Source organism: Pseudomonas sp. P105 (genome assembly GCF_032614175.1).
Lineage (GTDB): Bacteria > Pseudomonadota > Gammaproteobacteria > Pseudomonadales > Pseudomonadaceae > Aquipseudomonas > Aquipseudomonas rhizophila.
This window is the reverse complement of the sequence record NZ_CP126693.1, coordinates 217,463-242,518: the sequence shown is the minus strand read 5'-3', so window position 1 is coordinate 242,518 and position 25,056 is coordinate 217,463. Positions and strand designations below refer to the sequence as shown.

16 protein-coding genes are annotated in these 25,056 nt (G+C 62.1%); 4 read left to right on the top strand and 12 right to left on the bottom strand.

What is annotated here, in order from left to right; genetic code table 11:
- The first annotated feature begins 22 nt into the window (after positions 1-22).
- Entirely contained in the window at positions 23-418 is a 396-nt protein-coding gene (locus tag QOM08_RS01020) for a DUF6124 family protein (protein WP_188251743.1), read from the top strand.
- Positions 419-1,308: 890 nt separating this feature from the next.
- Here the strand turns inward: QOM08_RS01020 and QOM08_RS01015 are convergent.
- From QOM08_RS01015 to QOM08_RS00995, 5 genes are read right to left on the bottom strand one after another with little or no spacing between them, the layout of a single operon-like run.
- Positions 1,309-2,265 carry a sulfotransferase family protein gene (locus tag QOM08_RS01015; RefSeq protein WP_188251742.1) on the bottom strand — a complete coding sequence of 319 codons (957 nt, stop codon included), beginning with the start codon at positions 2,263-2,265 and terminating at the stop codon, positions 1,309-1,311.
- Positions 2,253-3,038, bottom strand: a complete 786-nt coding sequence (locus tag QOM08_RS01010; protein WP_188251741.1) for an aspartyl/asparaginyl beta-hydroxylase domain-containing protein — start codon at positions 3,036-3,038, stop codon at positions 2,253-2,255. Before QOM08_RS01010 ends, QOM08_RS01015 begins: the two co-directional genes overlap by 13 nt.
- 12 nt (positions 3,039-3,050) lie before the next feature.
- Positions 3,051-4,562, bottom strand: coding sequence for a TolC family protein (locus tag QOM08_RS01005; protein WP_076383244.1), 1,512 nt, complete (start codon positions 4,560-4,562; stop codon positions 3,051-3,053).
- Between the two features lie 40 nt (positions 4,563-4,602).
- Entirely contained in the window at positions 4,603-11,841 is a 7,239-nt protein-coding gene (locus tag QOM08_RS01000) for an Ig-like domain-containing protein (protein ID WP_316912445.1), read from the bottom strand.
- Between the two features lie 53 nt (positions 11,842-11,894).
- On the bottom strand, positions 11,895-12,740 hold the full coding sequence (locus QOM08_RS00995) for a sulfotransferase family protein (RefSeq protein ID WP_107321355.1): 846 nt from the start codon (positions 12,738-12,740) through the stop codon (positions 11,895-11,897).
- 307 nt (positions 12,741-13,047) lie between these two features.
- On the opposite strand from QOM08_RS00995, the gene QOM08_RS00990 reads away from it, so the two are divergent.
- Positions 13,048-13,635 carry a phage tail protein gene (locus QOM08_RS00990; protein ID WP_139048783.1) on the top strand — a complete coding sequence of 196 codons (588 nt, stop codon included), beginning with the start codon at positions 13,048-13,050 and terminating at the stop codon, positions 13,633-13,635.
- Positions 13,636-13,680: 45 nt separating this feature from the next.
- A complete protein-coding gene (locus QOM08_RS00985; RefSeq protein ID WP_139048782.1) occupies positions 13,681-13,992 on the top strand; it encodes a DUF6916 family protein in 312 nt (103 codons plus the stop codon).
- A gap of 120 nt (positions 13,993-14,112) precedes the next feature.
- On the opposite strand, the gene QOM08_RS00980 is transcribed toward QOM08_RS00985, so the two are convergent.
- The 4 genes from QOM08_RS00980 to QOM08_RS00965 are packed head-to-tail and all read right to left on the bottom strand — an operon-like array spanning position 14,113 to position 18,807.
- The gene (locus tag QOM08_RS00980) at positions 14,113-14,604 is read right to left on the bottom strand and encodes a GNAT family N-acetyltransferase (protein WP_139048781.1); all 492 of its coding nucleotides are present in this window, start codon (positions 14,602-14,604) and stop codon (positions 14,113-14,115) included.
- Between the two features lie 9 nt (positions 14,605-14,613).
- On the bottom strand, positions 14,614-16,710 hold the full coding sequence (locus tag QOM08_RS00975; RefSeq protein WP_188251739.1) for a biotin/lipoyl-binding protein: 2,097 nt from the start codon (positions 16,708-16,710) through the stop codon (positions 14,614-14,616).
- A gap of 1 nt (position 16,711) precedes the next feature.
- Positions 16,712-18,031 (bottom strand): efflux RND transporter periplasmic adaptor subunit, encoded by a 1,320-nt coding sequence (locus QOM08_RS00970; protein WP_047230439.1) that lies wholly within the window; start codon positions 18,029-18,031, stop codon positions 16,712-16,714.
- Positions 18,028-18,807 (bottom strand): efflux RND transporter periplasmic adaptor subunit, encoded by a 780-nt coding sequence (locus tag QOM08_RS00965; protein ID WP_047230440.1) that lies wholly within the window; start codon positions 18,805-18,807, stop codon positions 18,028-18,030. Before QOM08_RS00965 ends, QOM08_RS00970 begins: the two co-directional genes overlap by 4 nt.
- 465 nt (positions 18,808-19,272) lie before the next feature.
- On the opposite strand from QOM08_RS00965, the gene QOM08_RS00960 reads away from it, so the two are divergent.
- On the top strand, positions 19,273-19,962 hold the full coding sequence (locus QOM08_RS00960; protein ID WP_188251737.1) for an NYN domain-containing protein: 690 nt from the start codon (positions 19,273-19,275) through the stop codon (positions 19,960-19,962).
- Between the two features lie 162 nt (positions 19,963-20,124).
- Here QOM08_RS00960 and QOM08_RS00955 read toward each other — a convergent pair whose 3' ends face one another.
- The 3 genes from QOM08_RS00955 to QOM08_RS00945 are packed head-to-tail and all read right to left on the bottom strand — an operon-like array spanning position 20,125 to position 25,026.
- Positions 20,125-21,492 carry an HlyD family type I secretion periplasmic adaptor subunit gene (locus tag QOM08_RS00955; protein WP_047230443.1) on the bottom strand — a complete coding sequence of 456 codons (1,368 nt, stop codon included), beginning with the start codon at positions 21,490-21,492 and terminating at the stop codon, positions 20,125-20,127.
- On the bottom strand, positions 21,482-23,638 hold the full coding sequence (locus tag QOM08_RS00950) for a type I secretion system permease/ATPase (protein ID WP_188251736.1): 2,157 nt from the start codon (positions 23,636-23,638) through the stop codon (positions 21,482-21,484). The genes QOM08_RS00955 and QOM08_RS00950 overlap by 11 nt, the downstream gene beginning before the upstream one ends.
- 38 nt (positions 23,639-23,676) lie before the next feature.
- A complete protein-coding gene (locus QOM08_RS00945) occupies positions 23,677-25,026 on the bottom strand; it encodes a TolC family outer membrane protein (protein ID WP_139048780.1) in 1,350 nt (449 codons plus the stop codon).
- Positions 25,027-25,056 lie beyond the last annotated feature (30 nt).

Below are 25,056 nucleotides of genomic sequence, written 5' to 3'. Positions count from 1 at the left end.
CTCCACCTCCAGGGAAATCATTATGTTCAAAGCAACACCGAATCCGCCGCAAAGCGGCCATAAATCCCGCGTCGAAGCCCTCGAAGAAAAAAAGCTCGAAGACGCCGCCACCCGCGCCCTCGATTACTACCTCAAACCCCAACCTTCCTCACCGCCCGAACCCGATAAAAACCAGCTTTTCATCGTCGCCCCCCACATTGACACCGAAACCCTGCTCGCCAATGCCTCCGAAGACCTGCTGTCCATCAGCACCATCGCCGCCGACCTGGCTGACGATGTCGATGACTCACGCCGCTGCGTCGCCCTGGCGATCAGCCGCATGGCCGATGGGGTTCAGTTGTTGGTTGAGCGGGCGTTGGATCATTTGGAAACGAAGGAGATGGCGGCGCCTGGGACCAAGGGTAGCGCTTTGCTTTGATGCAAACTGTGCCGACGCCATCGCGAGCAGCCTCGCTCCCACAATTGGATTGGAGTACGACCGGGAGAAACCAGGTCGGCTGTCAGGCCGCCTTCGCGAGCAAGCTCGCTCCCACAATTGGATTGGAGTACACCCGCAAGAGCCAGGTCGGCTATAAGGCCGCCTTCGCGAGCAAGCTCGCTCCCACAATTGGATTGGAGTACACCCGCAAGAGCCAGGCCGGCTATAAGGCCGCCTCGCGAGCAAGCTTTGCTCCCACAGGTCCTGCTCAAACAAGTCTGATGGGTGTACACCCGCTAAAGCCAGGCCGGCTGTCAGGCCGCCTCGTTTCGGCTTTTGATCTAGGGGCCCCGTTAACCACGCTGGCCGAACGCAGGTATTGCGTAGTGGGCATCCCGGCATGGATGCCGGGATAGCCGCGCTGGGCCATGGATGGCCCTTCGCGGCGGGCCCACGGAGCAATGCCGGAGTGAGGGCACACCGAGCCTAAGCGAGGTGCCGAGTGGTGGGGTAGAAGCGCTTTGGTTACTTTCGCGCTTTTCGAAAGTGACCCGCCGTAAGGGCGGAACCATAAGCCGCCATTACCACAGCAACGGATATGTACCCAGTCAACCAAATCCTGGCCGGCTATCGGGCCGCCATCGCGAGCAGGCTCGCTCCCACAGTTTGATCGACGTACAACCGAGAGAGCCAGGTCGGCTGTCAGGCCGCCTTCGCGAGCAAGCTCGCTCCCACAGTTTGATCGACGTACAACCGGGAGAGCCAGGCCGGCTGTCAGGCCGCCTCGCGAGCAAGCTTTGCTCCCACAGGGAATTGAGGGTAGTCGCGGATACTCAAACCAGCACAAAACAAATGTGGGAGCGAGCCTGCTCGCGATTGCGCAGGGTCAGTCAACATTGATGCCGGCCAACGCGCCAGGTTTCGAGCGCCTCATAGGCCCCCTGCGCCCAATGCATCACCTGATTGCGCAGCCGTGACGAAGCCTCCCGACGCTTGTCCTCGCTATCACCGGCAAACGCCTGCCCCGGCTGCTTGGCATGCTGCCCCGTCATGGCAAACACTTGCCGGCGCTGGGCGTCATTCAGCCCGAAAAACACCGCCAGCCGCCCTGCCATCGCATCAGGCAACTCAGCGTAATTAACCGCCAGCCCGGCAAACTCATGGCAGTGCTCCAACCCCGCCTGCAACAACCGCCCCAGTCGGCGCGCGATGAAATCTTCCTGGCCGTCGAAGGGCAATCCGTCGTCCAACACGCTTGTCCCGATCATCCCCGGCACCATGTGCATGCCGGGACGACGCCAATGGGAAACGGCGATTTCCAAAGGGTCGCGGTACACGAACAACCAAGGCGTGTCGGGAAAACATTCGCGCAGCAGCGCCAGTTCACCGATGTTCCAGGCGTCAAGCTTGATCACCAGCCGCTGTTCCACGCCTCGGCGGCGCTGCCCATAGGCCGACATCAGCCCCCTGAGTGCCACACAACGGTCAGCGTGCGCCATATCACTGCGCAGCAGAGTATCCAAAGGCGGCGGTTCTGAAATGACGAGGTGGTCGTCCAGTTGTGCCAGCATCTGGCTGATCAATGTCGAGCCACAGCGGGAGGCATGGAAGATGAATGCACTCGGGGGCAGGCCTGGGCTTTGTTGCCTCCACTGGTCCAGGGCGCTCAAGGCTGTCTGGCGGCGGAACGCCTGATTGAAGGGCAACCGCAGGGCGTGTTCCACCGCGTCGCCGAAGAACGGTTGCGACAATCGCGCCTCTCCGAACCAGCACCAGTCAACCCGCCACTGCCCCGCCGCTTGCCACACGCGGATCGGCAGCCAGCCGTTCAGGTTCAGGCCTTCCACTGATCACTCCACTGCCGGCGACCGTTGCGCATGGCCGCCTGCAATTGCTCCCGGGTAACGTGCAAATCGCGTGCGGCAGCCATGGCGATTGCGCACTCAATGAAAGCGTCTACGTCATGCAGGCTCTGCAAAGTCCGGGCAAGTTGAGGGTCGGTTTCAACGAGCTGCTCAAAGCACACCAGATCACTTCGCTCAGCCACGATTGCCGGTGTGCTGAGCAGCCCGGCGGCGACCTGCCGTTGCAGCCATGGGCTGGGGCGGCAATCGAGCACCAGATGAATCCGCGGCTGACTGCTGTGGTTATCGACGCGATGAGGCAGCGACAGATCAAGAAACCAGCATTCGCCCGCCGTCATCGGAATGCGTTGCCCATCCAGCCAGAAATCCACGCCAGACGGGCTGAGCAGCGGCACATGCAGGCGCAGATCGGCGTTCGCGCCACCCAGGTCATAATCGCGATGCTCGTGGATACACCCGCCGGGACCGAGTCGCAGCAACCGGGCCGAGACGATCTCCAACGGCCAGTCGCGCAACGCCTCGTGCCAACGGTCATCCTCTGACCAGAGCGCGCGCTGCACGGGCTGACCGCGCCCGGGAGACAACGAGGTCAAGGCATCGACCGCCGAAATCAGCGCCACGCCACTCCAGTCACCACTGTAGTACGCGCTGTTGAAGTGGCCTTGCCAATGATCGTCCTCAACGGCTGCCAGTGCCTGCAACAGCAAAGGCAGGTTCACCGTTACCGGCAGCCGGGAAAACGCCGGGCGCACCATGCGTACGGCCTGTTACTGGGTCACCGCCGCGGTCGGCACCGCGATATCGCCCTGGGCCCACGCCGCTTCGCGGTTGGCCAACGCCGTGGCAATGGACTGCACTTGGGTCGATTGCACTTCATCGGGCAACGGGTCGAGGCCAGCGCTGGCAAAGATCTGGCCATAGGCGTTGCGCAGGTCGGCATAGGCCAGATCCCGCCGCAAGTCAGCCTGCAGCGTATTGAGTTCGCCCTGGATCAGGTCCAGCTCACCCAAGCCGGCGGCCTGATGGCGGTTGCGCAGTTGACCCACGATCTGCCCATCGATCTCCGACAGCTGCTGGCTGGTCTTGAACTGGCGCAGCGCCTCGCGGTAATTGGCATTGGCCACGTACAGCTGCGCCAGCACGGCGATCGACATCGCCTGGCGCCGCGCCGCCGCGACCTCTTCACCGGCCTTGGCCACGTTGATGGCCGCCGGGGCGGAGATCACGTTGAACAGATTCCAGGTGACCTTCACGCCATAGTCAGCCCAGCCCTGCTCCACCAGGAACGAGTTGCTGTCGTAATGCCCCCCAGCGGAGAACTCCAGCCCAGGTAACAGGCGCAGCATGGCCTTGCGGGTTTCAGCGGCGGTAATGCGCGTCTGGTAGTCCTGCTCGCGCAGTTCCGGGCGACTGGTCAGGGCTTCCTGTTCCAGGCGCGCGAGGTCGACCTTGAGTTCCGGGATGACGTACTCATCCTGGGTGGCCAAGGTCAGCTCGGTGCCCAGGGGCAGGTTGATCAGCGTCGCCAGTTCCGTCTTGGCCAGGGACAACGCCCGGCGCTGCTCTTCGAGCTGGCGGGTGGCCTGGATCAGCGAACGCTGGTAACCCAGTGCCTGCACCGGATCGCCAATGCGTTGCTCGCTCATGCTCTGACTGTTGCCGCGGGCCGTATCGACTCGGACCATCAGGCTGTCGATCTGCTTGAGCAGGCGCTCGGCGGCCATGGCTCGCCAGTAAGCCGAACGCACATCCTGGACGATGGTGTTGATGACTTTGCGCCGACGCTCCTGCACGATCAGCCGCTGGTCCCCGGCCTGCTTGGCGCTGATGTAGCTCACGCCGAAATCGAGCACGTTCCAGACCATGGTCAGGTCGGCTACTTCGCGATCGCGGTCCTGGGAGGTCGACGGTTCCAGAGACTGGGTACCGGTTTCCACGCTCTGGCTACTGGAAGCGCTGACGTTGTTGCGGCCCACGTAGCCGGCGTCCAGGGCCATGCGCGGCAGCATGTCGAAACTGGCCAGGTCCAGCTGACGCTTGGCCAGGGCTTCTTCCATGATCTTCAAACGGCCTTCAAGGTTGTACTTCACCGCACGGGCCATGGCCTGGTGCAGGGTCAGCGGGCCGCTGAGGGGCTCCTGATCCTTGTACATATTCTGCAGGTCGGTCCGGGCGCGCTGTTCGCTGACGCTACGCTCGATCGGCTCGCTGGTGACCGCACATCCGCTGACCGTCAACGCCAGCACACTCATTGCGAATAACTTCTGACTTCTATTCATTCCCTGGATTGCCCCTGGCTGCCCCAATTTTTTTAGTTGTTCAGGCCTGCGCCTGGCTCATGCCGACCTGTTGCAATGCCATTGCCAGGCTGTCGACCTGACGCTGCTCGGTGTCTTTGAGTTGTTGCAGTTGCTGGCCCAGGGTTGGTGCGCCGAACACCCCGCGTACCCCTTGGGACACATCACCGCCCTGCATCGACTGGCTGTCGAAGGCGTCCAGCGATTCACCATCGGAACCGGCATCCTGGCTGAACAGACCGGCGATCGTGCTGCTGCCGAACACCCCGCCATCGCCACCACCGAAGCCCAGGAAGCCCTGGCCGGAGCCATCGCCCGCAGCATCGGAGCTGAATACCTGGGCGATATAGCTCGGCGCCAATGCGCCACGGTTGATGAAGATGTCGCCAATCGGCCGAATGCCGCCGCCCACGTCGCGTTGTTCAAACAGCGGTGGAAAGCCCAGCGGCGAGCCGAGGTCACCGGTTGGCGGCGTAAAGACAATCGGCTGCAACGGCACCTCGGAAGGCGGCACGACCGTGACAGGGTCGGACGTCAGGAACTCCGGCGGTGGCTTCACATCGTTGGACACCACGGTGTCGATGGCGTAGTTGTTGGACACCGCCACGCTTGCCCCGGCGTTGCCCGTCAGGTCGCTGACGTTACTGGTGTCCAGGGCGATGAAATTGCTCGGGTCCGTGAGGTTCACCGTAGGCGTGAACGTTGCCGTCCAGGTCAGGCCGCCGTCGCTGGTGGTCAGGTTGGTCAGTTCACCGTTGGTGACGCTGAGGTCTGACAGATCGAAATCAGTCACCGGTTCGCTGAAGGTGAACGTCACCTGGGTCGTCTCACCCACCGTCAGGTTCGGGTCGGCGACCACAATGGTTGCCGTCGGCCGGGTGGCGTCGAGTGCGTAGTTGCTGGAAATGGCGATGCCCACGCCGGCGTTGCCGGCCAGGTCCTGCACATTGCTGGCATCGAGCAGGATCAGGTTGGTGGCATCGTTGACGCCCGCGGTAGGCGTCAGGGTCGCTGTCCAGGTCAGGCCGCCGTCATTGCTGGCGAGGTTGGACAACACACCATTGGCAACACTGAGATCCGACAAGTCAAAACCGGACACCGCCTCGGTGAAACTGATGGTCACGGTGGTGCTCTGGCCAATGCCCAGGCTGGTGTCGCCCACTGTGATGGTGGCGCCGGGGCGAACCGTGTCGATGGCGTAGTTGTTGGAGTCCACCATGCCGACACCGCTGTTACCCGAGGCGTTGACCACACCGCTGGTGTCCAGGCTGATCAGGTTGCTGGTGTCGTTGATGTTGGTCGTCGGGGTGAACGTGGCCGTCCAGGTAACGCCGCCGTCGGAAGAAGAAACGTTGCTCAGCGTGCCGTTGCTGATGGTCAAGTCGCTGTTGTCGAAACCGCTCACCGCTTCCGAGAACGTAATAGTGACCTGCGAGGTTTCCCCTATCCGCAGCGCACTGTCGGCCACCACAATCGTGGCCGTAGGAACCCGTGTCTCGACCGCGTAGTTGGCCGAATCGGTGGAGCCCGTCCCGGTGTTGCCGGCCGCATCGCTGACCCCGGTGTTGTCCAGGCTGATCAGGTTGGTGGCGTCAGTCACACCCAGGGTCGGCGTGAAAGTCGCGGTCCAGGTCAGGCCGCCATCGTTGCTGCTGACAGCACTCAAGGTGCCGTTGGCAACGCTCAGGTCCGCGTTGCTGAAGCCGGTCACCGCCTCGCTGAAGGTGATGGTCACCTGCGCGGTTTCACCCGGTTTCAACACCGAATCGCTCAGCACAATGGTGGCGGTCGGACGCTGGCTGTCGATGCTGTAGTTATTGGAATCGGTCGTGCCGCTGCCGGCGTTACCCGCCAAATCGGCGACGCCGCCGTTGGCAAGGGTGATGACATTGCTGGTGTCGGTGATGCCAGCGGCAGGCGTAAAGGTCGCGGTCCAGGTGATGCCGCCGTCGCTGCTGCTCAACCCGCTGAGCGTACCGTTGGCAACGGTAAGGTCGGCGTCGGTGAAGCCGGTCACGGCCTCGCTGAAGGTGATGGTCACCAGCGAAGTCTCGCCGGCGGCAATGGCGGTGTCGGCCACGACGATGGTCGCCGTTGGGCGCACGGTGTCGATGGCATAGTTGTTCGAATCGGTGGTGCCGACGCCGGCGTTGCCTGAGACGTTGATGACGCCGGTATTGTCCAGGGTAATCAGGTTGCTGGTATCGGTAATGCTCGCGCTCGGCGTGAACGTGGCCGTCCAGGTAACGCCACCGTCGGTACTGCTCACGTTGCTCAACGTGCCGTTGCTGACGGTCAGGTCGCTGTTATCGAAACCGCTCACCGCCTCGTTGAAGGTGATGGTCACCTGGCTGGTTTCACCGATGCTCAAGGACGTATCGGCCACCACGATGGTTGCCGTCGGCACCTGCGTGTCGATGGCGTAGTTGGCCGAGTTGGTCGTGCCGGTTCCGCTGTTGCCCGCCGCGTCACTCACACCGGTGTTGTCCAGGATGATCAGGTTGGACGTATCCCGCACGCCGAGGGTCGGGGTGAAGACCGCGGTCCAGGTCAGGCCGCCGTCGCTGCTGCTGACGGCGCTCAGGGTGCCGTTGGCAACACTCAGGTCAGCGTTGGTGAAACCGGTCACCGCCTCGCTGAAGGTGATGGTCACCAACGAGGTTTCGCCAACACTGAGGCTGGAATCGGCCAGCACGATCGTTGCGCTTGGACGTTCGGTGTCCAGCGCGTAGTTGTTGGAGTCGGTGGCGCCAACGTTGACGTTGCCCGCCAAGTCAACGATGCCACCGCTGTTGAGCGAAATGACGTTGCTGGTGTCGGTGACGCCAGCGGTCGGCGTGAAGGTCGCGGTCCAGGTGATGCCGCCGTCGCTGCTGCTCAGGCCGGAAATAACGCCGTTGGCAACCGTCAGGTCGGCACTGGTGAACGCGGTCACCGCCTCGCTGAAGGTGATGGTTACCAGCGAGGTCTCGCCGGCGGCAATGGCGGTGTCGGCCACGACGATGGTCGCCGTTGGTCGCACCGTGTCGACGGCGTAGTTGTTGGAGTCGGTAGTACCGACACCGGCGTTGCCCGCGCCATTGATCAGGCCGGTATTGTCCAACGTGATCACGTTGCTGGTGTCGGAAATACTGGCGCTCGGCGTGAAGGTGGCCGTCCAGGTGACGCCACCGTCGGTGCTGCTCATGGTGCTGAGCGTGCCGTTGCTGACGGTCAGGTCCGAATTGTCGAACCCGCTGACCGCCGAGTTGAAGGTCACGGTGACCAATGACGTCTCGCCGATGCTCAGGGTGGTATCGGCAATCACGATGGTCGCCGTCGGTACGTTGGTGTCGACCTGGTAATTGTTGGAGTTGGTAGTGCCGGTGCCGGAGTTGCCCGCCGCGTCACTGACCCCGGTGTTGTTCAGGGTGATGACGTTGGAGGTATCGGTGACGCCGAGGGCCGGAGTGAAGGTGGCGGTCCAGGTGAGGCCACCGTCGCTGCTGCTGACCGCGCTCAGCGTACCGTTGGCGACGCTCAGGTCCGAGTTGTCGAACCCGCTGACCGCCTCGCTGAAGGTAATGGTCACCAGCGAGGTTTCGCCGACGCTCAACGCGGTGTCGGCGACCACGATGGTGGCGGTCGGGCGCAGGGTGTCGACGGCGTAGTTGTTCGAATCGGTGGTGCCGCTGCCGGTGTTGCCCGCGCCGTCCACCACGCCCGTGTTATTGAGCGTGACCAGGTTGGTGCTATCGCTGACGCCCACGCTCGGCGTGAAAGTCGCGGTGTAGGTGATGTTATCGCTGGTGCTCAGCCCGCTCAGGCTGCCGTTGGCAACGGTAAGGTCGGCCAGGGTGAAACCGGTCACCGCCTCGCTGAAGGTAATTGTCACCAGCGAGGTTTCGCCGACGCCAAGGGTCGAGTCGGCGACCACGATGGTCGCGGTCGGACGCGCGGTGTCGATGGCGTAGTTGTTCGAATCAGTGGTGCCCGTACCGACGTTGCCCGCCGCATCCGCCACACCAGTGTTATCCAGGGTGATGAGGTTGCTGGTGTCGCTGACGCTAGCGCTTGGTGTCAACGTGCCGGTCCAGGTGATGCCGCCGTCGCCACTGCTCAGGCCGGTGATCGTACCGTTGGCGACCGTCAGGTCGGCGGCGGTAAAGCCTGTTACCGCTTCGTTGAAGGTGATGGTCACCAGGGATGTTTCGCCAACGCTCAGCGCGGTGTCGGCCACAACGATGCTAGCGGTGGGTCGCTGGGTGTCGACTGCGTAGTTGTTGGAGCTGGTGGTGCCGCTGCCGGTGTTACCGGCCGCATCCGCCACACCGGTATTGGCCAGGATGATCAGATTGGTGGCGTCGCTGATGCTGGCGCTCGGGGTGAGCGTCGCGGTCCAGGTGATGCCGCCGTCACTGCTGCTCAGGCCGCTCAGTGAACCGTTGGCGACGGTCAGGTCGGCCAGGGTAAAGCCCGTTACAGCTTCGCTGAAAGTGATCGTCACCAGCGATGTTTCGCCGACATTCAGCGCGGTATCGGCCACCACGATGGTGGCGGTGGGACGCAGCGTGTCGATTGCATAGTTGTTCGAATCGGTGGTGCCGGTGCCAACGTTCCCGGATAGATCGGCAATGCCGGTGTTGTTCAGTGTGATCAGGTTGGTGGTGTCGCTGATGCTGGCGCTCGGGGTCAGTGTCCCGGTCCAGGTGATACCGCCGTCGCTGCTGCTCAGCCCGGTGACCGAGCCGTTGGCAACCGTCAGGTCAGCGGTGGTAAAACCGCTCACCGCCTCGTTGAAGGTGATGGTCACCACCGAGGTTTCACCGACCCTGAGGGCGGTGTCGCTGACCACGATGGTCGCTGTCGGACGCAGGGTGTCGATAGCGTAGTTGTTGGAGTTGGTCGTCCCCACGCCGGCGTTGCCATTGAGGTCCGCCACGCCGGTGTTATTCAGGACAATGAGATTGGAAGTGTCGGTGATCGCAGCGTCCGGTGTGAAGGTGGCCGTCCAGGTGATGCCACCGTCGCTGGAGCTCAGGCCGCTGATCGAGCCGTTGGCCACCGTCAGGTCCGCTGCGGTAAAACCACTGACCGCTTCGGAGAAAGTGATGGTCACCAACGAGGTTTCACCGACCCGAAGGGCAGTATCGCTGACCACGATGGACGCCGTGGGCGCCACGGTGTCGTTGACCACGTAATTGTTCGAGTCGGTGGTGCCCACGCCGGCATTGCCGGCCAGGTCGGCAACCCCGGTGTTGTTCAGGGTGATGATGTTGGTGGTGTCGGCGATGTTGCTTGCCGCGGTCAGGGTGCCGGTCCAGGTGATGCCACCGTCGCCGCTGGTCAAGGTGCCGATGGTGCCGTTCTGCACCGTCAGGTCGGCCGCAGTGAGGCCGGTGACAGCTTCGGAGAAGGTGATGGTCACCAGCGACGTGCCACCGGAGTTCAGGTTGGTATTGGCCACCACGACGGTCGCGGTGGGCGGCGTCTCGTCCGGCACATAGTTGGTGTTGATGGTGCCGCCATCGCCGTAGACGTTGGCCACCGACGCCGGCGAAACACCCGCGGTGCCGGCACTGGTCCCACCCACGCCGCTGCCACCGACGTTGCCGGCCAGGGCGGCGAAGTTGGCGGCGGTAATCAGGATCGAGCCTTTGTTCCAGATGGCCCCGACACCGACGCCGCCGGCACCGCCCGTGTGGTTGTAACCACCACCAGCGCCACCGCCACCACCGCCGCCGCCCGCGCCGACGTTGTTGGAAATGACCGAGTTGCCGATGATTCGCAGGGTCGCGCCGGTGTCGTTGTAGATACCACCGACCGCTCCGCCACCGGCGCCGCCAATATCGTTATAGCCGTCGCCACCGCCACCGCCACCGATGGATAGCCCACCGCTGACGGCTGTACCGCCTGCGGAGCCCGTGCTGTAGCCCGGATACGCGGAACCGCCAGCCCCGCCGGTGGAGGAACCACCACGCCCGCCCATGTTGAAGAAGCCACCCCCGGCGCCGCCCTGGCCGGCCGAGCCGTTGGAGCCAGTGGCGTTGAGGGTATCGCCGCCCTTGCCACCGGTACCGCCAGTGATCGCGCCACCGCCGCCGCCACCGCCGCCGGCGTATTGCGGCGTGACACCACCACCGCCGCCGCCACCCGAAGCGGCGTTCGCGGTGACGGTGACGTTCCTCAGGGTCAGGGTGCCGGCGTTATAGATCCCGCCCCCCTTTGACACCAGCGCATCGTCGCCGCCATTACCGCCGTTACCCGCCACCATACCGCGAGTAATCACCAGACCATCGAGGGTCGCCGTGGTGCCGGCCGTCACGTTGATAATCTGGGTGCGGTACTGCCCGTCGAGGGTGACGTCGGCCACGTTGTCATTGTTGAGATCGCCATCGATGGTGACGTTGCTGTCGACCACCAGCACCTGGGTCAATGCGACAGTCATGCCGGCATTGAACGTAACAATGTCACCATTCTGCGCAGAATCCAAAGCGGCGCGCAGAGAACCAATACCGGAATTGAGGTTGTTGGTAGCGGTCCAGGTGGCCAGGCCCCATTGGTACTCGCTCATGGCAGTGGCCGAGAGCACGTTGGCACTTTCGATGTTGCCGGTGGCGATTTCCAGGTCCCAGTCGCCGCCAAGGCCCGTGCGATCGATGGACGCCGCCACGTCGCGGCCGGTCAACTGCGCCAGTGAATTGACCAGGCTCAGGCCACGGTCACCTTCAGCGGTGTAGCAGCCATAGATCAGAATATCGCCACCGGCGTTCATGTCCTGGCCGATCTGCGCCAGCACCTCGCTGCGGGCCTCAACGTTGTCCGCCGACAGGTAGCTGTTGCCCAACCAGAGATCGCCGGCGTTGCCGTGGGCGATGATCTGCACCGAGCTGATGCCTTGGTGGGTGTCCAGGTAATCGGCGATCTGTTGCAGGCCGTCCTTGGTGGCGTCCAGTTGCACCACCTGAGTACCGGGCGCGACGCCTTCGAGCAGGCTGGCCGAGTCTTTGACCCGGGAATCGACAAACACCACGGCCTTGCCGGGCACAGCGGCCTGGGTGGCATCGGTCTGGCCTTGAGGCGCGTGGCTGTCTGAAGCCTGGTCAGCCGCAGGCGTCTTGGCCGCGTCTGCAGTGGGTTGGGCGTCCGCCTGTGCGGCATCGGCCACGGTCGCCGCCACCGCGCCGTCGAACAGCATTCGCGGCTCCAGGGACATGATCATTGGCGATGCCAGGGCCTGTGCGCCCTCGGTTACCCGCGATTTGCCTTTGCTCCACCACATGACGTTCACCTGGACTCGAACTTTTTAAACACGCAAATGAAAAAAACCGCGAATCAGTTGACCGCGGCGTCGGTTTTCATACGAATGACATTGGCAGCGCTGGCGGACCCATCGCGCCAGAACGACAACTCGGCATACTTTTCAAACAGATCCGGCGGCAACAAGGTCCGCCGGGCTTGCGGCGCGACCTTGGGCTTGACCTTGTGCAGGCCGGCAACGCCCAAGGCCTGGTCGAAGGCCGGTGCGTCGTAGGTCAAGTGATTGAAGTCGTGTTCGAACCAGGGCTCACCGATGAACTCGTACACCAGGCGCATCACCCGCTCCGGGGCCTGGCTCAACAGGTCGTAGTCGACGATCAACATGGACTCGGCGTTTTCGCCGTAATACGCCTCTTTGAGCGCTGTCCAGGCAAAGCCAACCAGGCGGTTGCGCTGGGCCAGGGTTTCGCAGCGGCTGTAGACGGTGTTGCGCTCGTCATCGTCATTGAACAGCTTGGTGTTCTCGAACGGATTGGCGCGGTAAAGCCGCTCCAGGCTGTCCAGCACCCAGGCGACGTTGCGCACGCAGGCGATGGTCTTGGCCTGGGGGAACAGGTCCTGCAACGCAGGCAAGCGGGCGCACCACTGGCGATTTGTATCGAAGATGACGGGTTTGTCGGCCTTGTCGGCGTAGTAGGAGTCGAACAGCCCGCGCAACAGGCGACGGCGCAGGTCGGTGTCGATCACCGAGCCAAACTCACTGCCGGCGCTGCATTGCTGCAGGACGCTGCTGAACAGCGAACCGACGGGGCTGGTCATGCCGGCATGAAAGCGCGGGTTCTGCAGCAAAATGGCAGAAAGCAGGGTCGAGCCCGAGCGCGGTAAACCGGAGATAAAGTGAAACTGCGGCAATCCCTTCACCTTGTTTGTATTCCATTTGTAGCGCAAAGCGTAGCTGAGGAAATAATCCGCGACTAGTACTACTTTGATATCAAACCCAGCCAGATCTGTAAAAAAGATGGACGGTATAGGCGCCATGCGAACCTGAATCGATTAAGCCACTGGACAACATTTTTCCTCCCTTCCAGCCCAGCAGAATGAAATATCTCGGTCTACGCTCAGCCGTGCGTGACCAGGCCAGGGAGTGAAGAAGTCGGGCTGATCGCAATCCTCTCCCTTGGTCCCTGTCGGCATTGCCAAACCAACAATCTGAAGGGATGAGGAATCTATGGAAGTCTTTATGGGCACCATCCAGCCGTTCGCCTTTAACTTCGCCCCCAATGGGTGGGCGCTGTGCAACGGGCAGACACTCGGCATTTCCCAATACCAGGCGTTGTTCTCCCTGCTCGGCACGTACTACGGAGGCAACGGCACCACCAACTTCATGCTCCCCAATTTGCAAGGCCGCACGCTCTTGGGACAAGGCAACGGCCTGGGCCTGACGCCGCGGGTCATCGGCGAAGTCGCCGGCACCGAAAACGTCACCCCGACGCTCAACAACCTGCCCACCCACACTCACACTATGGCGGGACTCACCGCCTCCACCACCCTGCAACTGGCGAACCCGGCCAGCAACCCGGTGAACACACCAACGGCCACCAATTCGTTCATCGGCACCTCGGGCACTGGCCCGGGCGCGGCGAATATCTATTCCGACCAGATAGGTGCCTCGCCGATCCCGGTCAAGGGCGTGAGCACCACCATCGACGGCACGATTTCCCCGACGGGCAGCGGCATGCCGATGGCGATCATGAACCCGTTCCTGGCGATCAACTTCAGTGTCGCCTTGAACGGTCTCTTCCCGTCCCGTAACTGATGAACAGTCGGAGGGCTGCGGCCCTCCGGCTTTTGGAGTGTCGACATGTTGCAACAGGTTCATAGCCGCCATTTTCAACCGCTGCTGGGCCAGACCAGCAGCCTGACCCTGCCCGACGGCAGCTGCCTGCCCGTGCGGTTCGAGTTCCTTGAGGAAACACCACGGGCGAAGATGCCGAACGCTGAGCGCATGCCGTTCAGCGTTGAATTCAACAGCCTGGAAAGCACCGACTTCGTGGATGGGCTGTGCGCGCTGGAAGTGCCCGATCTGGGGCGGATTGAGGAGGTGTTCGTGTCGCGGATACCGCCCATGGGACGGGATCCGGCGCTGGGGTATTTCTACATTGCGTTTAACTGAAGACTGATGATCCCTTGTGGGAGCGAGCCTGCTCGCGATGACGGTGGCATAGCCAACATCACTTCAAACTGACCCACCGCTATCGCGAGCAGGCTCGCTCCCACACGAGCCAGAAGCAGCTCAGTTCCCCTTCGGATACCAAACCAGCCGCTCCGCCGCCGGGTTGCGCTCCTGCACTTCAAAGCCCAATGCCAGGTAATGCTGGCGTGCGTGCGGGTTACTGCTCCAGACCACGGTCGCCACCGGGCAGCGGATCTGTTGTGCGGCTTTTTGTACCCCTTGCAACACGGCCCGACCGTAACCTTGCCCGCGCGCCTGGGGAATGAACGCCAGGTACAACACACGGATTTCATTGGGGCCAAAATCAGTACTCAAGGCGCCAATGGCGGTACCGAGCTTTTCCACGACGTAATGCATGGCGTTGGGGAAGTTATCCCCAAGCCCTTGCTCCTGCACCTGAAATTGCTGAGCAACCACCTGCTGTACTTGCTCGTGCTCGCCGTCGATCCATTGCAGATCCGCTCGCGCCGTCTGGTAAAGACTCTGCAAAAACGGCCCATCGCTGACCTGCGATGGCCGTACCACCAACCCCTCCGCCGCCACTGAATTCATGCTCGCTCCTTAAAACCCGCTTTCCCTGACACCCAGCGCCGCCAGCCGACGCCAGGTCGCTCCCAACACCGACTCACCGTGCCCCTGCAACACCACTACGCCACGCAGCGGTTGCGCCGGCGCAGGCGTGTTATCAACAGCGCTCAAACGCACGCCATATTGCGCCTGCACCGGCTCCGCCCGCTGCTGCGAGTCACGCCGTACCGCGATCGGCCCGTGGTGATCGGACGTCAACGCCTGTTGCTCGACCCAGGCCACGCCATTGGTGTCGATCTCGTTCAATTGCACGGCAATCGAGGGGTGCATCGGATCGTCAGCAATGAAACGGCCCGTGGCCCCGGGCTCGACCCGCCAAAGCTCGGCTTCGGTCAGGTAGCCGCGTAAGCGGGAGTCGGCCTGTACCACCCGCGCCAGCGGCTGTGTGGGCGACAACCAGCGCCCCACCGACAACTGTGGTAACAGATCACGCACCTGTCCGGCATGGGGCGCGCGTAACAGCAGGCGCTCACGCTGGGCGACCAGGCCCCGGTATTCGGCCACCGCTTCGGCCAGTTGTTGTTCGACGATACCGGCATCGGCGGCGGTTTCGCTGCGGCCGGCCTGGCGACGCATCTGTAACTGCTGGATCTCGATTTCCCGACGCACAATCGCCAGGCGCGAGGCCATGTCAGGCGACTCCAGCTCGATCAACACATCGCCCTGGGCCACGGTCTGGCCGTCATGCACATTCACCTGTTTGATCCGCGCCGCCACCGGCGCATGCAAGGCACTGGCGCGACCGGCCTCGAGCATGACCGGTACCTCCACGGCGCTACGCCAGGGCAACAGCAGCACCAACGCCAACGCCAGTAACACCAGGCCACTGAGCAGCACTCGCGGACCATTGGCCTGCTCGCGCCGGCTCCACCACTGCCGCCATTCGTTCACGATGGGCATAAAAATGAACCACACCAATTCCACCAACATCAGGAAAATGCCCAGCACCTTGAAGAACAGGTGATAGACCGCCAGGGCAATACCCAAAAACAACGCCGCGCGCCATAACCAGGCGCCGTATCCCCACACCAGCAAGCGACGACGCATTGTCGGCGTCCAGGGTTCCGGAACCGGCGCGCCATAACCGAACAAGGCTTCACGCAAACGCCAGCGGCACAACGCAAATGCTCGCCCCTGGAGGTTATCCACTGCCCAGAAATCACTGAGCAAAAAATAACCGTCGAAGCGCATGAAGGGGTTAAGGTTGATGATCAACGTGGTGATCCAGGTGGCGCTGGCCAACATGAACGCTGCGGTGCGGGCCGGTCCGTCGGGCAACAGCGACCAGGCCAGCAACGCGATGCACGCCAGCAGCAATTCGGCCAGCACACCGCCGGCGCCGATCAGCAGCCGGGCACGACGATCATTGACCCGCCAGGCGTCGCTGACGTCGGTGTAGAACATCGGCAACAGCACCATGAATGCCACGCCCATGCTCTGCACACGGCAACCGGCGCGCTTGGCCATGAAGGCATGACCGAACTCGTGGCACAACTTGGCGAAGAACAACGCCACCGCGAACGCCAGCGCGCCACCCAGGCTGAACAGGTGCGGAAACGTCGCCACGAAGCGCTGCCAGTCCCGCGACACCAGAAAAATACCCACGCCCAGGGTCAGCGGCATGCCATACCGCAGGATGGCGGGCCCGTACCGCGCGAGAAAAGGCCAGGCGCGGTTGAGAAAAGCATCCGGGCGCCACAACGGAATGCGAAAAAACAGATACTGGTGCAGCAGGATCTGCCACAGGCTCTGGCGCTGGGCGGCCGTCTTGAACTGATAGCTGTCGCGCTGTTGCGGGTCCATGGCGCTGATCAGATCGTGACCTCGCAAAAAGCCCAGCAATTGCTCCAGCGACTCATTATTGAGCGGAAGGCCCGGCTCACGGTTCGCGGCTTGCAGCACCTGTTCCGGCTCACCAAGGGACCAGTGCCGCAGCATGCGCATCGCCGCCGCGCCAAGCTTGAAATAGCGCCCGCGTACCGGATCGGCCAGGGTCCATTGAGGGGAGCCGTCCGGGTCCGGGGCCGCCGGGGACAATTGCAGGTCTGGCCGCAGGCTCGGCAGTCCCATGCTACAGACCCACGCTCTGGCGCAAGCCGGCCAGTGGTCGACGCAACAGGTACAGCGCCAGCGGGGCGCGATCGCCGAAAATTTTCGCCGTGCCCCGCAGGCCGATGCGCGGCGCCGCGTCATCGAAACGCGCGTCCAGGCGATACGCCAGTTGCCCGGCAGCTGTGGGTTGCGCCTCGTAGGCCGAACGTTCGAGCCTGGCCAGGTGTCGCTGCAACGGGTCGCTGTCGAGGAACAACGCCACCTGGGCACCGGGGGCCAGGTCAATCGCGTCGCCCACCGCCAGCTCAATACGCAATTCGGCCTGGTTCGGGTCGGCGATTTCCATCAACCGCTCCCCCGTCTGCACCGGCTTGCCGAGCCAACGCTCTGCATCGGCAAATACCGCAATACCGTCCCGTTCGGCGCGCACTTCACTGCGCTTGAGCAACTCGATTGCATAGTCGCGTTCGGCGCGTTTCTGCTCGACGCGAGCGGCCAACAGATCAATCTTCGAACTGGATTCAGCGTCGGCAAACGAGCGCTGGGAATTGGCCTTGAGTTCCGCCTCGGCCACGCCCAACACGCGCTCGGCCACATCGGCCTGGGCCTTGAGACTGGTGCTTTCGAAGCGCAACAGCAAGTCGCCGCTCTTGACGCTCTGGTTGGGTTTGACCAGGAATTGGGCGATCACCCCGTCCAAAGGCGCCGCCACCACCTGCCCGCCCAGCGGCACCACTTCGGCCGGGGCCAATACCGACTGACGGACAGGAACCAGCAAGCCCAACAGCAGCACCGCCACCAAGGCGACCTGACGTTTGCGGGTCCAGCGCAAGCGCCACGGTTTGCGCGGTTGCAGCGCCAGCCAGGCGTGGCTATAGGTGTCGCCCAGTTGCGACAGCAGCACTTGTTCAGAGGGGGGCCATGGCAGGTCACGGGCCAGCCACAAACCGCCGAACACCTGCCCCTGATGATCGATCAACGGCAGCCAGAATACCTGCCCCGCCGACAGGCTTCGCCAGTCCGCCTGAATGGAGTCGCTCACCCCATCGGCGGCAATTACCCGGGCCTGGTTCAGCAAGCCTTTTTTGAACAGCTGCGCCACCGCCTGCTCGACAAACGCCACGAACGGTGCGTTCGGATCCACGGCACTGACGCCGGTCACCGCCTGGACCTTGCCGGCGATCAACAGCGCAGCATGGCGAAACCCGAACAGGGCCTGACCATCGTTGACCAGGCTGTAGCTCAGTTGCGCCGGGGTACGCGCGGCCCGCGTCTGGCGCTCCAGGTCGAGGAAACGGGCAAATACCTGTTCGGCGCTGCCCGTGATCGGCGCGTTCACTTGAACTCCGCGAAACGCGCCGTACCGCTCATGCCGGACAACAGCCCCTTGGCGTCAGGCAGCGTCGCCACCAGCAGCAAAGTCTGGCTGCCCTCGTCGATGCGCGCGCCAAGGCGTTTGACCGTCGCTTGCAGCGGCTGGCCGGTTTCATCGGGGACAAAGGTGAAGGACTGGCCCGGCTTGAGCCTGCCCATCCAGCGCGAAGGCACCAGCAGATGGATTTCCAGGGTGCGGTTGTCCACCACGTCCAGCAACGGCGCGCCGGCGGCCACGCTTTCATAGCGCTGGACCTCGCGCGCCACCACCTGTCCATCGAACGGCGCGATCACGCTGCAGCGCTTGACCTGGACCTGATAAACCTGGGACTGCGCCTGCGCTTCGCTGAGCCTGGCCTCGGCGCGTGCCACTTCGAAACGCCCGACCGATTTCAACGCCGCCAATTGCTTGTTATGGGCCAGTTCTTCACTGGCACCACGGCTCGCGGCCCGAGCTGCATTGAGCTGAGCCTGGTACGCTGAACAATCGAAACGCGCCAGGGTATCGCCCTGCTTGAACGACTCCCCCTCACTGAACGGCAACTCGACAATTCGTCCAGCCAACTCACTGGCAAGCACCGCCTGATCCCGTGCCCGAAGCACGCCACGCGCCTCATTGCCGCTCGGTGCACTGGCCCTGACGCCGCTCTCGAGCAGCGGATCATCGGAAACAGGCGTCTGCGCCTGCACCCAGCACGTTACAAAGACCAACCCCCAAACCCAACTACCTGAACGCCGCATAACCGTTACTCCCTGACGGATGGGCGGAGTCTACGACAGCGGTGGGGGGCGTCAAGGGAGTAGCAGGGAGGAGGAAGCAATCTCTTGTTTCAAAAAGACCAAAGAGGAGATCAAAAAGCGCTCGGTTTTTGCTGAGATGAGTCGGTATCAAATCCCACAGAATCTTGAGAGCTTCCACTCATACAAAACGGCTTTCGGTGATGGATCTCTCGTATTCTCCGCAGGAGCCCTCAATTTCGTAACAAACGCTGACAGATCAAACAAAGAATGAGTTTGACCTCCCACCGCGCATACGCTCAACACTGATCTGCCGGTGAAAAAAGGTAAACCAAACAGCAGTTGACGCCATGTCACGCTCAACTTAGGATGGCTTTACTCAACCCCGTACGCAGAGATTCAATTTTCTGGCCGTTGGGGTGAAAAAACCGGCTTAGGCCGGTTTTTTCGTTTCTGGGGATTGAGCTTGTGCGAACCGCATTTTTTGTAGATGGCTACAACCTGTTCTATGGGCTGCTCGCGGACACACCTTACAAGTGGCTGGATCTGCGAAGTCTGTTGTCGCATATCGCGCATATCGAAAATCCGCAGAGCACCACTTCCTCGGTTGATTACTTCACCTCCTCGGTCAAACCGTCATTGGCCACCCGGGGTCAAGCATCAAAAGAAGCGCAAGACACTTATATTCGCGCCTTGAAAAGCACCCATATCTGTGTCCATTACGGTCACCATCAACTTGAACCTGCCAAGGCCCCTCGCTTTATTGATAGAAAGACGAAAGCGTCTCGCAACGACAAAGTCGACATCTGGAAGCTGGAGGAGAAAGAAACGGACGTTCACATGGCAATCAGCATGTATCGAACCGCTGCCAAGCAAACGAAACTGAAGCATCATGAACGGTTGGAGCAGTTGGTGCTTGTATCCAGCGACACCGACATGACGCCGGCCTTGAGAGCCGTACGAGAAGACTTTCCTGAAATAACCGTCGGCGTCATTCTTCCCCACAGAGCCGAGCTGAATCGCCCGTCTCCAGGTTCGCTAAAGCAGCACGCCCACTGGACACGCCGCGTTGTCACCTGCGAGGAACTCCAATCCCACCAGTTCCCCACCCGAGTACCCACCCACAAAGCCCCCGCTATCAAACCGGATTACTGGTAACCCCCTGCAGCCGGATATACCGACGCCCAGCTCCGATACCTCTAGTCCTACCGTGGCAAAGCACTATCGCGACACAGCCAGTCACCCTGTGGGAGCGAGCCTGCTCGCGACGACGTCAGCCCAGACAACTCAGCAATTGTGACGAGGAGGCCCGCTCAAACACTACCGCTCGTGCAACGCCTCGGCCCGGGCCTTGATGATGGGTTTGAGCAGGTAACTGAGTACGGTTTTCTTGCCGGTGATGATGTCCACCGAGGCCACCATGCCCGGGATGATCAACAGGGGTTTTTCAGGGGTACCCAGATGACTGCGCTCGGTGCGCAGCTTGATGATGTAGTAAGTGGTTTTCTTGTCTTCGTCGGTGATGGTGTCGGCGCCGATCTGCTCCAGCTTGGCTTTCAGCCCACCGTAAATGGTGTAGTCGTACGCGGTGAATTTCACCGTGGCGTCCTGGCCGGGGTGCAGGAAGGCGATGTCCTGGGGACGGATTTTCGCTTCCACCAGAAGGGTGTCGTCCAGGGGCACGATTTCCACCAGGTCACTGCCGGGCTGGATGACCCCGCCGATGGTGTTCACCAGCAACTTGTTGACGATACCCCGCACCGGCGAGGTGACCAGTGTACGGCTTACCCGATCCTCCAAAGCCTTGCCGGTGGCCTGGGCCTTGTTCAGGTCGGTACGCGCCTCATTGAGTTGGGTCAGGGCTTCGCTGCGGAACTTGCCACGCGTCTCATCGATCTTGCGCTGCACTTCCTTGATCGCCGATTCAGCGCGGGGAATCGCCAGTGTCGTGGCGTCGAGTTGTCCACGGGTTTCGACTTCAGCCCGCTTGAGCCGCAGCACTTCCACCGGTGACACCGCGCCCTGGGCTACCAGCGGCTCGGACATGTTGATCTCCTGGCGTTGCAACGACAGGGCGGAGCGGTACTGCGACTGCTTGGAAACAAACTCGCGCAACTCCTGCTGACGCTGGATCAACTGCTCCTGCAACCCGCCGATTTCATCGTGCAGTTGCTGGCGGCGGCTGATGTACAGCGACTCTTCGCTGGCGGCCTGGCGCGGAACCGCCTTGAGCACGTCCTCCGGGAAGTTCAGCGGCCGGTCATCGACTTCGGCACTCAGCCGCTCGACCCGCAACAACATGGACAAGCGATCAGCCTCGGTCTCCCCCACATTAGAGACAAACCGAGTGTCATCCAGGCGAATCAACGGCGCGCCGGCCTCGACGATCTGCCCTTCGCTGACAAACAGCTCGGCAACGATCCCGCCTTCCAGGTTCTGGATCTTCTGGATCTTGGACGACGGAATCGCCTTGCCGTCGCCCTTGGTCACTTCGTCGACCTGCGCGAAGTTGGCCCACAGCAACAGGAAGACAAAGAAGCCGATGATCCCCCAGATCGTCAGCCGCACCACTCGCGGAGCGTCTTCGATCAGGGCTTTGTTGACCTCAGGCAGAGGCTGGCCATGCAGCGAATCCGAGCCCTTGAAATAGCGGCCCACGGCATTTTTCAAACCCGACTTAAGCAACACTGATCTGCCCCTTCTTCAACGCTTCCATCACCGCGGCTTTCGGGCCGTCGGCGAGGATCTGCCCACGGTCGATCACCAACAGGCGGTCCACCAGCGACAGCAAGGATGCCCGATGCGTCACCAGCAGCACGGTCTTGTTTTCCACCACAGCGGCCAGGCGCTGTTTCAAGCGTTCCTCACCGGTGTTGTCCATGGCGCTGGTGGGTTCATCCAACAGCAGGATGGGCGGGTTGAGCAGCAGCGCGCGGGCCAGGGCGACGTTCTGTCGCTGGCCGCCGGACAGGTTCTGCCCGCGCTCGCCAACTTGTAGCTCATAGCCTTGCGGATGCAGGCGTGCGAACTCATGCACACCGGCAAGTTCGGCGGCTTGGAGCACCAGTTCGTCCTCGACGTAACGGGCGCCGGAGGTCAGGTTGTCCCGCAAGGTGCCGGCCAGCAGCTGGATATCCTGTGGCACGTAACCGATGTTATGGCGCAGCTCACTGACGTCGATCTGGCGAATGTCCACGCCATCCACCAACAGTGCCCCGTCGTCCGGTTGATACAGGCCCACCAGCAACTTGGCCAGGGAACTCTTGCCCGAGCCGCTACGACCGATGATGCCGATTTTTTCCCCGGGCTTGATCACCAGGTTGATGTTCTTCAGCGCAGCGTTCTGCTGGTTGGGGTAGGTGAAATTCAACTGACGGCATTCAATGGCACCCTGCAAGACCTTGCGGCTCAACGGGCGCTCTTCGAAATTGCGTTCCTGAGGCAGCTCCATCATCTGATCGACCGAAACCATGGTCACCCGCGCCTGCTGGTAGCGAGTCAGCAGCCCCGACAGCGACGCCAGCGGGCTGAGGGCGCGGCCACTGAGCATGTAGCAAGCGATCAACCCACCCATGCTCAGGTTGCCGGCAATGATCTGATAGACGCCGAAGACAATCATGATCACCCCGGCCAACTGCTGGATCAGCAAGGTGATGTTCATCGCCAGGCCGGACAGCATCTTGACCCGCAGCTCGAGGCGGCTGAGGGTGCCAATGGTTTGTTCCCACTGATACTGGCGCTCGCTCTCGGCGTTGTTGACCTTCACCGCATCCAGGCCGGCCAGGGTTTCGATCAGGCTGGATTGACGCTCGGCACCCAGGGCCATGGTTCGCTCCATGGTCGCCACCAGGGGCTTTTGCAAGGCGTAGCCGATCAGCAGGGCAATCGGAAAGGCCAGCACCGGAATCCATACCAGATGCCCGCCGAGGATCGCGATGACCATGAAAATCAGCAAGGTGAACGGCAGGTCGATCAGGCTGGTAAGGGTCAGCGAGGCGAGAAAGTCCCGCAGGCTTTGGAATTCATGGATGTTCTGGGCAAAGCTGCCCACCCGTGCCGGGCGATACTTCATGGCCATGCCAACGATGCGCTCGAACAACGTAGCCGAAATGATCAGGTCGGTTTTCTTGCCGGCCAGGTCCAGGCACAGGCTGCGCAACATCTTGAGGATCAGGTCGAACACATAGGCGCCGGTAATACCGATCGCCAGCACCCACAGGGTGGACTCGGCCTGGTTCGGTACCACGCGATCGTAAACGTTCATCACGAACAGCGGCGCCGCCATGGCGATAATATTGATCAGCAAGCTGGCAGCGATGGCGTCGGCGTACAGCCAGCGCGACCGCTTGAGCGTGTCGCGAAACCACGAACGCGCCCGAGGAATGAGCGTGCCGTGGTTCACGTCGAATTTGTGTTGCGGTTGAGCGAAGAACACTTTACCGCTGTAGTCGTCGGCCAGCAGTTCACGGCTGACCGTCACTTCGCCGCCATCGCTTTCGCTGAGCAGCAGACGCGCCTGGTCATCGCCGACCCAGCCGAGCAACACCGCGCTACGACCATCCTTGAGCAACAGCAGGGCCGGCATGGCGATGGTCGGTATCTGCTCGAGCTTGCGTTGCAGCACCCGGCCTTGCAGACCGGCACGTGCTGCCGCTCGCGACAATAATTCGACGCTCAGCCGTTGCTTGGGCAACGGCAGGCCGGTGGTGAGCATCGCCGCGCTGGCCGGCTTCTGATGGAGCATGCAAAGCGCCAGCAAGCCGTCCAGCAATGGGTCGTCGTGCAGCGTGCGTGGATCATGGATGAGTTCGGCTCGACTGACTTCTGATTCCACGCTGGGCACTCTTTGCTGATCAAAACGGGATGGATGACTCAATTCATCCCAGGCAACTGGACCCTGGGCTTGACGTCATTCTGCACAACGGATGCCAACGGCGCGACAACCCCCTGACTTTTGAGCAACTGCCCCATGGTTGCCTTGATCCGGTATTGGCTGAACAACTGCACGTTCTTGATCTCCGCCAGGCGGCGGGAGGCGCTGAACAGCTCGTTTTCGCTGTCGAGCAAGTCGAGCAGGGTCCGCTCGCCGAGACCGAACTGCCGCTGGTAGGCGGTGCGTACGTTGGCGCTGTGATCGACGTACTGCTGGGCAATCGGTACCTGGGCGTTGGCGTTGTTGAGGGCGTTCCAGGCCAGGCCCAACTCTTCAGTCAGTTGACGCAGGGCGTTGTTGCGGATGTCCAGGGCCTGGCTCGACAGATACGACTTGGACTCCAGATCCGCCTTGTTGCTACCACCGGCGTACAGATTGAAACGCATGCGCAGCATGGCTTGCCATTCGTTGTTGTGACCGTTCTGACCATCCAGATCGTTGTCGGCGGTACGGCCCAACTCGGCGTCGAAGCGGGGGTAGAAGCTCGACTTGGCGGCTTCGTACTGTTGCTCGGCGGCCGCGATGTCGGCTTCGGCGGAACGCAACACCGGGCTGTTCTCCAGCATCTGGGCACGGGCTTCGTTCAGGTTGGCCGGCAACAGCGCCAGAAAATCGGCGGGACGTTCCAGCTGGTCGGGCATCTGGCCCACGGCGCTGAGGTAGTTGGTCTCGGCGTCGGCCAGGTTGGTCTGCTCGGTGATCAGGTTGTTGCGGGCCTGGGCCATGCGCGCCTCAGCCTGATCCAGATCGGCGCCGCTGCCCACGCCACGGTCGGTGCGCAGCTTGATTTGATCGAAGATGCGCTCGTGACTCTTGAGGTTTTCCTCAGCCAGACGTACGAACTCGCGTCGGGTCAGCACGTCCAGATAAACCTGGGCCACGGTCAATCCGGTGCGCTCGGACGCGTCCAGCAAGGAATAGGCACGGGCATTCACGGTGGCTTGTTGACGCCCCACTTCGCTGGACGTCGCAAAACCGTCAAAAACCATTTGCGTCAGGCGCAGGCTGGACTCGCTACGGTTCAAGGTTTCCCAATGATTATTGCTGCCCGAGCGGGTCGTCACACTGTCAGTACCTTCGCGACCGTACCCCGCCGCAAGGTCCACTCTAGGCAGGTAGCCGCCTTTAGCGGCCTTGAGTTGGTAGTCCGCCGCCAGCCGGCTGTTCACACCGGCCTGAATCTCAGGATGGACATCCAGCGCCTGTTGCATAGCCTGCGGCAAGGTTTGTGCTTGTACGAAACTGGCGGCGAGGGCGAAAGGTAAAGCCTTGAACAGGTGCAAACGCATGGTTGGATTATTCCCGAAACTCTTGTCTTG

Coding starts and splice junctions, on each gene's coding strand:
- QOM08_RS01010 (WP_188251741.1), bottom strand. CDS start 3,038: ATGGTGCGCCCGGCGTTTTCCCGGCTGCCGGTAACGGTGAACCTGCCT.
- QOM08_RS00990 (WP_139048783.1), top strand. CDS start 13,048: ATGGAAGTCTTTATGGGCACCATCCAGCCGTTCGCCTTTAACTTCGCC.
- QOM08_RS00980 (WP_139048781.1), bottom strand. CDS start 14,604: ATGAATTCAGTGGCGGCGGAGGGGTTGGTGGTACGGCCATCGCAGGTC.
- QOM08_RS00945 (WP_139048780.1), bottom strand. CDS start 25,026: ATGCGTTTGCACCTGTTCAAGGCTTTACCTTTCGCCCTCGCCGCCAGT.
- QOM08_RS01005 (WP_076383244.1), bottom strand. CDS start 4,562: ATGAATAGAAGTCAGAAGTTATTCGCAATGAGTGTGCTGGCGTTGACG.
- QOM08_RS00965 (WP_047230440.1), bottom strand. CDS start 18,807: ATGCGGCGTTCAGGTAGTTGGGTTTGGGGGTTGGTCTTTGTAACGTGC.
- QOM08_RS01000 (WP_316912445.1), bottom strand. CDS start 11,841: ATGTGGTGGAGCAAAGGCAAATCGCGGGTAACCGAGGGCGCACAGGCC.
- QOM08_RS01020 (WP_188251743.1), top strand. CDS start 23: ATGTTCAAAGCAACACCGAATCCGCCGCAAAGCGGCCATAAATCCCGC.
- QOM08_RS00985 (WP_139048782.1), top strand. CDS start 13,681: ATGTTGCAACAGGTTCATAGCCGCCATTTTCAACCGCTGCTGGGCCAG.
- QOM08_RS00975 (WP_188251739.1), bottom strand. CDS start 16,710: ATGGGACTGCCGAGCCTGCGGCCAGACCTGCAATTGTCCCCGGCGGCC.